Annotated in this window: 6 protein-coding genes; 1 reads left to right on the top strand and 5 read right to left on the bottom strand. The window is 49.5% G+C overall.

Annotation, left to right across the window (positions count from 1 at the left end):
• Positions 1–214 precede the first annotated feature (214 nt).
• Entirely contained in the window at positions 215–1,624 is a 1,410-nt protein-coding gene (locus tag QVO99_RS04330) for an ATP-binding protein (RefSeq protein ID WP_022316373.1), read from the bottom strand.
• A 314-nt stretch (positions 1,625–1,938) separates the two neighbouring features.
• On the opposite strand from QVO99_RS04330, the gene QVO99_RS04325 reads away from it, so the two are divergent.
• Positions 1,939–2,364 carry a hypothetical protein gene (locus QVO99_RS04325; RefSeq protein WP_022316372.1) on the top strand — a complete coding sequence of 142 codons (426 nt, stop codon included), beginning with the start codon at positions 1,939–1,941 and terminating at the stop codon, positions 2,362–2,364.
• A 295-nt stretch (positions 2,365–2,659) separates the two neighbouring features.
• On the opposite strand, the gene QVO99_RS04320 is transcribed toward QVO99_RS04325, so the two are convergent.
• The 4 genes from QVO99_RS04320 to QVO99_RS04305 form a co-directional block, all read right to left on the bottom strand.
• Complete coding sequence (locus tag QVO99_RS04320) at positions 2,660–4,150, bottom strand: endonuclease (RefSeq protein ID WP_022316371.1); 1,491 nt, start codon at positions 4,148–4,150, stop codon at positions 2,660–2,662.
• A gap of 94 nt (positions 4,151–4,244) precedes the next feature.
• Positions 4,245–5,441 carry a GH25 family lysozyme gene (locus QVO99_RS04315; protein ID WP_022316370.1) on the bottom strand — a complete coding sequence of 399 codons (1,197 nt, stop codon included), beginning with the start codon at positions 5,439–5,441 and terminating at the stop codon, positions 4,245–4,247.
• Positions 5,438–6,442 carry a hypothetical protein gene (locus tag QVO99_RS04310; RefSeq protein WP_288176958.1) on the bottom strand — a complete coding sequence of 335 codons (1,005 nt, stop codon included), beginning with the start codon at positions 6,440–6,442 and terminating at the stop codon, positions 5,438–5,440. Before QVO99_RS04310 ends, QVO99_RS04315 begins: the two co-directional genes overlap by 4 nt.
• Positions 6,435–7,760: an inositol-3-phosphate synthase gene (locus QVO99_RS04305; RefSeq protein ID WP_022316368.1), complete on the bottom strand. Its 1,326-nt coding sequence runs from the start codon at positions 7,758–7,760 to the stop codon at positions 6,435–6,437. The genes QVO99_RS04310 and QVO99_RS04305 overlap by 8 nt, the downstream gene beginning before the upstream one ends.
• Between the last annotated feature and the right edge of the window lie 735 nt (positions 7,761–8,495).

Genomic DNA, 8,495 nt, shown 5'->3' with positions numbered 1-8,495 from the left:
AACTGCTTCGTTTTCCTCCTACTCGATTGTAGGGCCAGATTGCAGTCTGGCGAGAACACTCTTCCTGCCTGTTTTCCTCACTCCTTTCTTGTAGACGCTTCCCTCTTTTCTGCTATAACCAGATTTCCGCCAATCATGAATAGAATTCAGAGTTGTCGGATTATGCCGATAAGACCCTAAATCGGTCATTTAGGGCTTGCTCGGATTTTGTTTGTCAGAAGAGAGGATCTTGTTTGTCATCAGCTGCTTGTTCTGGAAGCGTCAGTTCCGGGATTATGGTGTCGGATTCTTTTGAGTTGTCGCGCAGGAAGAACATACAGTAGTATATCGGCATATATATGATGCCCTTGTCCGAGTGTACCTTCTGTTCATTGCTCAACACCACGCCACGGTTGATGTTGTAGTCTGGTGTGGCAAGGAATTTGTCCAGTGCGCTGTGTATGCGGTAGTCCTTTCCTGATTTCACTTCTATCGGCAATACGGTGAGGCGTTCGTAGTCGTCGATGAGGAAATCCACCTCTCCTTTCTGCTTGTTGTCATAATAGTGGAGCGAGAACCCGTGTGCATGCAATTCCTGAGCTACAGCCGACTCGTATACCGCTCCCAAGTTTACGCTGCGCTCATCTTTCAACACAGCCTTGATGTTTGTTCCGTAAAGCAGGTTGGTCAGCAGTCCTACATCGCTGAGGTACAGTTTCAGAAGATTCTTGCTTTCAGATTCGGCAAGTGGAAATTTCGGGTTGCTGAGGGCATTCACCGGCAATGCAACTCCGGAATTCGTGAGATATTCAAACTCTTCAGCGTAGTCGCTGAACTGCTTGTGTGATTTGGTGTCTTCTATGTTCTTTACTATTATCCTCTTCTTCTTGTTCTCCATGTTCGAAGGCACCATATCGTAGATTTTCCGAATTACGAGCTTGCGTTCATTGTCATATTGTGAGGCGTCAATCCTATACAGCGCATGGATATCGCGCTGGATGGCTCTTACCTGGGCTATGTTGCGGTTTTCCTTGAATTTGTTTATTGCATCAGGCATTCCGCCAACAAGGAGATATATCCTGAACTGCTGCAGCAGGTAGTTGTGCATGGAGTCGTTGAGTGATTCATGTGATGAAAAACACTTGCGGATGCCTGCTATCGTTTCCTCACCGCATCCCATCGCCCATAAGAATTCTTCGAAGTCCAGCGGATACATCTGCTCTATGGATATGCTGCCAATTGGCACCGATGGGGTCTGCGATAGGGCAACGCCCAATAGCGAACCGCTTGCCACATATCTGTATTTCCCGTCTTCGTTCAGGAATTTCAGCAACGTCAACAGATGCGGATACGACTGTATCTCGTCAAGGAATACCAGCGTGTCATTCTCGTTACCGAGATTGTCGCCGGCAATTGCGCCAAGTTGCAGATAGAAATCCTCTTTGCTTCTTATCGTGGCAAAGATGCGTTCGCCCTCCTGATCGGCTTTCAGGTTTATCTCTACAAAATGCTTGAACAGATTCTTTCCGATATGCCTTATCAGATAAGACTTGCCAATCTGTCTTGCACCATTAACAAGGAGTATTTTTCGCGTTTCCTTGGTAAGGAATTTTTCCAGTCGTTCCGTAAACTTCCTCTTTAACATGATATGTGGATTGAGTTTCTGCAAATGTACTAATAATAAGCGACTTACGCAAGCATTGGGGAATTATTCCATGAAAAACGGTGTCAAAAAAGGGAATTATTCCATAAAAACCGACCTCATATTGGGGAATTATTCCGTGTTTTTGATGCGCATTATGGGGAATTATTCCGTTTCCCCGCTGTCAGATGCTTGTCGTTTGCTATCCGTTAGGGTTGGATAGGAAGCGCTGTCTGAATGTTTGCCAGAGGCGGAGCCTTTCCTTGCGATTTGTCTTTTCTTGCAGTGTTTGCAGGTTTCTTCTTAGCATTGATATTATGTCATTGGAAATTAGTGACAGCTTCACGAAGATTGGTTCTACTTATGTTGCCGACGGACAGATTCTCTCTACAGAGGGTGCCAACTGGAAGGAAATATCAGTGTTCGTGCCTAAGGGAACGAAGTATTTCGCAATCTACCAGACCACTCCTTCTGCCAACACTTATCTCTTCGGTATCGACGACGACCACTACTACAATGTGACGGCTGTATTCACCGACGCTCAGGGCAACGTTACGGAGAGTTCATTCTCCAACACTGCTTCCCTCTCATTGTCGATAGAGGCGATAGAGAATGCGATGAACGCTTCTTCTTATGATGTATATACTCTCGACGGTCAGGCTGTGATGCTCAATGCGAAGAGTCTGAAGGGTCTGAAGAAGGGTGCTTACATCATCAATGACAGGAAGTTCATACTCAAGTAAAAGAACAATTAAACCCAAAACGGTCATTAGGCCGTTTATTGTATTTTATATTGCTGCTTGCAGTTTTTTGCTTTTTATAAGGCGTCTTTTGCTTGTTTTTAATTCGCAATAGCCCGCTATTACTCATTAAAAAGCCAACTAAATCCACTCTTCTAAAAGATCAAAATACAAGCAAGCCCTAATGACCGATTTGGGTTAAACAAAAAACGGTCATTAGGGCTTGCTCGGAATTATATAATTCATGATGCCCTAATGACCGTTTTTTTTGTGATTCAAATATTGTCAGCTGTTCATTTTATCTTGTGATTTTCCAGCTCTTGCCACCTTGCTTCACTATTATGATGCCGTTGTGGTTGGCGGTGTCGGTGATGCGTTCGCCGTTGATGCTGAAGGTCAGGCGAGGCTCTTTGGAGTTGGTAATCGTTGCGGCGTCGCTGATGCCGTCAGTAATTTTCTTGCCGCTTACTGTCATCTTCTTAATCTCCCATGTAGAGGCGATTGTAGAGGTGCTGGTGTATCTGAATGCCACGCGTATCTTCTTGCCGGCGAATTCGTTGAGGCTGATGTCACCTGATTCCACGAAAGTCCAATTGTCGCCCGTAGGCCATGTGAAACCGCTGAGCACCGTTGCCGTTCCGTCGCAACGCACCTCCACGCTGAGCCTGTCTGTAATGTTGTCGGTCTTTATGAAGTTCACTGCCTGGTTGATGTTCATCTTTGCCGATTCATAGCCCGTGAGGTCTATCTCCGGCGATACGAGATAAGAGTCGGCCTCATGGCAGCTGTCTTTGAATGCCGTTCCCTTCCATCCGTATGTGTCTGTTATCACCCAGATGTTGCTGTTGTCAAGCGGATTGTTCACGTCTTCGATTGTGAAACCACACTCGCCCTTGGTGAAATCGTATGAGGCAATCACATCGGAAGGGGTGACAGGTGTGTCATCGCCCTTGTAGTTGTCCGAACAGGTGGTGGTCATAGGATCGAAGGCGTAGTCTATGCTGTCGCCCCAGATATATTCCATCAGGTTAGGGAAGTCAACGAACGGGTTGCGGTTGCCTTGTATCTCGCTCACCTTGTTGTTTCTCGTTATCTCCAGTTCGTTTGGCATGTCTGCCTTTGCCCATTTTATGTATAGGTCGTAAGCCCATTTCTGTAGGGTGGGGTAGTCGTTCTTCTCCAGAATCTGCAGTCCCACTCCCGTCCAGGGCAGTCCGCTGTAGCAGGTTGCCATATACATGTATCCGCGTGCGAAGTCGCCTTTCCACTCATCGGCAGGCTCCCAGTATTTCTTGCCGTCGTTGCCGTTGCCCACCTTCGTCCATCCGTTTCCTGTGTCGCCGCTCACCACTTCGCCCATCGGGTAGTTGCTCTTGCTGCTGTTTATCTTGCTCTCGCAGGGCATGAGGTTGTAGAGGTCTTTGTATGCCTGGTTTTCTGTCTTTCCCCACCAGCTCTTGGGGAACGAGTGCTCGATGTTCATTCCGGCTCCCGCTGCTCCCTGGCTTGTGCTCATCGGCCATGTGCTCTCATTGGAGTAGCGGTCGATGAAGCGTCCGTCGCTGGTGCGGTCGGTAATCCAGAATCCCCACCAGGTCTTTCCGCTACCAGAGCCATAGCTCAATACTTTGGCGTCTTTGATGATGTCGTGGACTGCGCTTTTCAGTTCTGCACCCTTCTTTCCCTTCAGTGAGTCGTAGTAGCCCTCTGGAATCTGCGCCAGGGATGCTACGCTGGAACAAGCCAGTGCAATCAGCGTGGCTAATGTTCTGAATTTGCTTTTCTTCATATCGTCGTTTTATGTAGTTTTATTTTCTTTGTTATTCCCTTCCTTGCGCCATTTTTCTGCCGTGTGGCAGGCAGGGGCAAAGGTAGCATGGCGTTTATTTCTTTATCGTCTCCTTATGCAGAAATTCGGCAAACTGCTCCTTGTATCCGTTGAACACGTTGACGTCGACGTCTCCCTGTATTCCTCTCACCTTGCCGTAGGGCGTGAGCTGCCAGAAGGCGAGCCTGACGTCAGGACGGTATTGTCCGTAGCGCGCAATCCATACGGGGTAATTGCCCTTGATGTCGGGAGCGGCAGACAGATATCTGTTCACGAAATTCTGGCTCACGTAGAGCACGGGCTTCGTGCCGGTGGCGTTGCGCACGATGTTGAGCCATGTCCTGATGGCACGGAACATCACTTCCGGTCCGCCCATCTGTTTTATCTGGGCGTCGCTTGGCTCCACGTCGAGAACGGGAGGCATGTCGCCGACTCTCAGAGCCGTGTGTCTAAGGAAGAAATGCGCTTGCGCCGCAGCACTGCTCCTTGTCGAGAAGAAGTGGTATGCCCCTACGGCGATGCCTCTCTTCTTGGCGTTGACATAGTCGGAGGCGAAATATCTGTTGCGCACGGTGACGCCTTCCGTTGACTTTATGTATGCGAATGAGATGCGGTAGTTTATGTCGCCGGCACTTCTCCTTCCGGAACCCAGTCCGATGACTCGCACCTTTGTCCAGTCGAGATGGAATTTCTTCTTTCCCTTCTCGTGTTGGTATCTCGACACGTCGATGCCGTATATCCTGTCGGCTGTATGCACCATCTTCTCTCCGCGGTATCTGTCCTTCCGCCAGTCGCCGGCTTTCACCTTGCCGTTCTCTGCCACTCCGCAGCCGAAACCGTTGCGGCGGTCGGCGGTCCACTGGCCGGTATAGAATTCTCCGTCGGCATTTCTCCATATGCCGTGTCCGTCGGCAAGCAGGTCTTCACTGAATCCTCCGTGGTATATTCCGAGAGAGTCCTCTCGCGTTCCGCTCACTATCGTGTCGGCGTGCCATAGTGCGGTGATTCGTCTGCCCAGAGAGTCGGTCGTAGTGCCGTAGCCACAGCGTTTGCCGTCTTTCCACATTCCGCTGTACACGATACTGTCTTTCAGCGACAACACTCCGTAGCCGTTCCGCTTGCCGTGTGCCATCTCTCCGCGGTAGCAGTAGTCGCCGTGGTATAGGGTCACGGTGTCGATGGGCTTGCCGTCTTTGCATGAGATGATGGCGAGTGCCGTCAAGGCATATATAATAAGGTGGGATATTTTCATTTCACTATTCCTCCCTTGTTGTTTATTCCGATGAAATATCCGTTGCGGTTGAATATCGGCGCGCCCTGGGGAGCCAGCAGCTCTGGTGTGGCATGGCGCTCGGTTGAGATGGTGGTGCCTCTGAAGATGTTTGGCTTCTGGAGCGCTGTGCTGGGCAGACTGTTCTTTGTCAGTCCGAAGACTCCGGCTATGGATATGGTGTCGCCCTTTTCGGGGATAAGGCAGAACACGTCGAATCCGTACAGGCTGTTTGCATCTTCGGGCATGAACTTGCCTTTCGTCTGCAGCACGATGGTGCTTCTTGATGTCTTTCCCGACTCCTCAGGCAGGATGCGGCATGCTATTCTGTTCGCCTTCTTCGCGTTGACGGGGTATACCAGCGTATATCTGCTTTTGCGCCTTATCTTGAGTCCCTTTTTCTGTTGCAGCGATTTCAGCAGGTTGATGCTGTGCTGCAGACTGTCTTTTTTCTTCTTGTTCTCCTCAGCGTATGCGGCGATGGCGTTGTATCCTTCGTCTTTCACGTTGTGGGTATTCAGATAATAATCCATTTCGGTCTCCCTCTTCATGTCGGTGGCAAGCATATCTTCGGCTCTTTTGATGGTATTCTCAATCAGGGTGCCGATGTTCCTGTTTGCCATGGAAATCAGTCTTGCGTCGGTGGAAAATGGACTGACGGTGAGTATGCGGCCCTGGCATGAGGGCATGAATGTGAACCTGTTTATCCAGCATCCGCACACCATGGCCTTGCGCTCCGTGTCGCTGTCGGGCTTTACGCTAACGGCATGGAGCGTGGTGTCGGCATTGATGTCGTTGCAACAGGCTATCACTCTGCCACGGCTCAGAATCTCGTAGTATTCACCGCATTCTACGGTAACCACGCTCCGTTTCATGCTGTCGTAGCTTTCGGGCAGCAGCGAGGGTACCGTAATAAAAGCAATCGCTGCCAGTATTACTACTGGTAGCGACCACAATATTGTCTTCTTTTGTTTATTAGTCAATCTCTTCATCAGCTTCATAACCACCCATCTCACGGATGGCGTTCTTAAGCATTGTGTACTGTTGGTATAGGTTGTTTACTGCCTCTTCGCCCTTGGTATAGTCGTGCATAGGACTCTTGAGGAAGAAACTCAGGAAACGCTGCGTGCCATAGCGTCCGGCTCTTGCGGCGAGGTCGCTCAGCAGACAGAGGTCGAGCAGCAGAGGGGCTGCGAGGATGGAGTCGCGGCAGAGGAAGTTTATCTTCACCTGCATTGGGTAACCCATCCATCCGAAGATGTCGATGTTGTCCCAGCCCTCCTTGTTGTCGTTGCGTGGAGGGTAGTAGTTGATGCGCACCTTATGATAATACTGTGTGTCCTCGTCGTTGCCGTGACCATAGAGATCGGGCTGCACGTCGGGCTTCAGGATTGTCTCCAGTGTGGATAGCTTGCTCACCTCCTTGGTGTGGAAGTTTGCCGGCTCGTCGAGCACGAGACCGTCTCTGTTGCCGAGGATGTTTGTAGAGAACCATCCGCTCAGTCCCAGGCAACGGGTGCCGATGATTGGGGCGAAACCGCTCTTTACGAGGGTCTGACCGGTCTTGAAGTCCTTGCCCGAGATAGGCATCTTCGTCTTCTCGGCAAGTTCCCACATTGCTGGAATGTCGACAGTTGTGTTTGGTGCACCCATGACGAACGGTGCTCCTTCGGTGAGGGCGGCATAGGCGTAGCACATTGATGGTGCCACGTGTTCGCGGTCGTCTTCCTTCATCGCCTTCTCCAGGGCTTCGAGTGAATAGTGGATCTTCTCGTCCACCGGAACGTAGATTTCCGTTGAGGCAGCCCAAATCACCACGATGCGTGAGCAGTTGTTCTCCTTCTTGAAGTTGCGGATGTCTTCACGCAGTGCTTCCACCATCTCCCAACGCGTCTTGCAGTCTTTCACGTTGTCACCGTCGAGGCGTTTGGCGTAGTTCTTGTCGAAGGCGGCCTTCATAGGCTTGATCTTCTCCAGCTCGTCCTTCACGGGGTTGATGTCTTTCTCCTTCAGCACCTCGGCATACATCGCAGCCTGATAGGCATTCTGTGGGTATACATCCCATGTGCCGAACACGATGTCGTCGAGACTTGCCAGTGGCACGATGTCTTTGTAGTGCAGATATTTCTTCTCGGTTCCCTTGCCTACGCGTATCTTGTCGTATTGTGTCATGGAGCCGATGGGCTTGGTCAGACCGCGGCGTGTCATCAGCACACCTGTCATGAATGTCGTGGCAACGGCACCGTTGCCAACAATCATTATTCCTAATTTGCCCTCAGCGGGCTTTACGCTTGTTTGCATATCGTTTTTTATGGTTCTGTTAATGTGGTAATTATTATCGTTTGTCGGCAGCCTAGTGTAACAGGGCCAACATTTTGCAAAGATAGTCATTCTTATTGATATGCTTGCAATATTTCAAAGTGATTAACATTTGAACGTCTGTTTGCGAAATTATTTTGTTGCTGTATTGATGTCTACTCTTTTTTTTCTTGGGCAGTGAAACCTTGTAATACAACCGGTTCCTTCAGTTCTTTGGTCTTGTTGCTCACTGATACAGTCATTCAGTATTGTCGTTGTGTCCCCGCTTCAGGCATTTGCCGTTCCTCTCCGCTTACAGTGGTTTCCAGTCTTGTTTTGTCCCATTTTTGGGCACATTTTCTTTTCAAGTAGTGCCCAAAATCTTCCATTTTCCATGACAGTGAGAATAAAGTGCCCATCAGCCTTCGGCGACAGTCACAGGTCTAAAATAGAAAGCGGATATCACTCTAGGAACACGGATTTGTCATCACGGAGTAACAACTTTTATATAAGACAAAAACCAGGATACCCACCCTGATGCCTTTCAGACAAAAACCAAGATAAACCTGCTGCGCAGTAAATTATTAATATAACTCCGCCAATTGTCATCAGCCCCCACCTGGCCTCCCCCGTAGGGGAGGGACAGATATCCTTGCAAGTAATATTATCGTCAGTAGTCGTCTGATTATCAGTGGTTTATCAAAAGCAATAGTATCTGTCCCTCCCCTACGGGGGAGG

The organism is Prevotella sp. CAG:592, assembly GCF_000436015.1.
In the GTDB taxonomy this organism is placed as follows: domain Bacteria; phylum Bacteroidota; class Bacteroidia; order Bacteroidales; family Bacteroidaceae; genus Prevotella; species Prevotella pectinovora.
The sequence above is the reverse complement of the archived record's forward strand: the minus strand, read 5'-3'. Positions and strand labels throughout refer to the sequence as shown.

What these genes read in the sequence shown, in the direction of transcription:
- QVO99_RS04330 (WP_022316373.1), bottom strand. Translation starts at nt 1,624, where the DNA reads ATGTTAAAGAGGAAGTTTACGGAACGACTGGAAAAATTCCTTACCAAG.
- QVO99_RS04320 (WP_022316371.1), bottom strand. Translation starts at nt 4,150, where the DNA reads ATGAAGAAAAGCAAATTCAGAACATTAGCCACGCTGATTGCACTGGCT.
- QVO99_RS04325 (WP_022316372.1), top strand. Translation starts at nt 1,939, where the DNA reads ATGTCATTGGAAATTAGTGACAGCTTCACGAAGATTGGTTCTACTTAT.
- QVO99_RS04315 (WP_022316370.1), bottom strand. Translation starts at nt 5,441, where the DNA reads ATGAAAATATCCCACCTTATTATATATGCCTTGACGGCACTCGCCATC.
- QVO99_RS04305 (WP_022316368.1), bottom strand. Translation starts at nt 7,760, where the DNA reads ATGCAAACAAGCGTAAAGCCCGCTGAGGGCAAATTAGGAATAATGATT.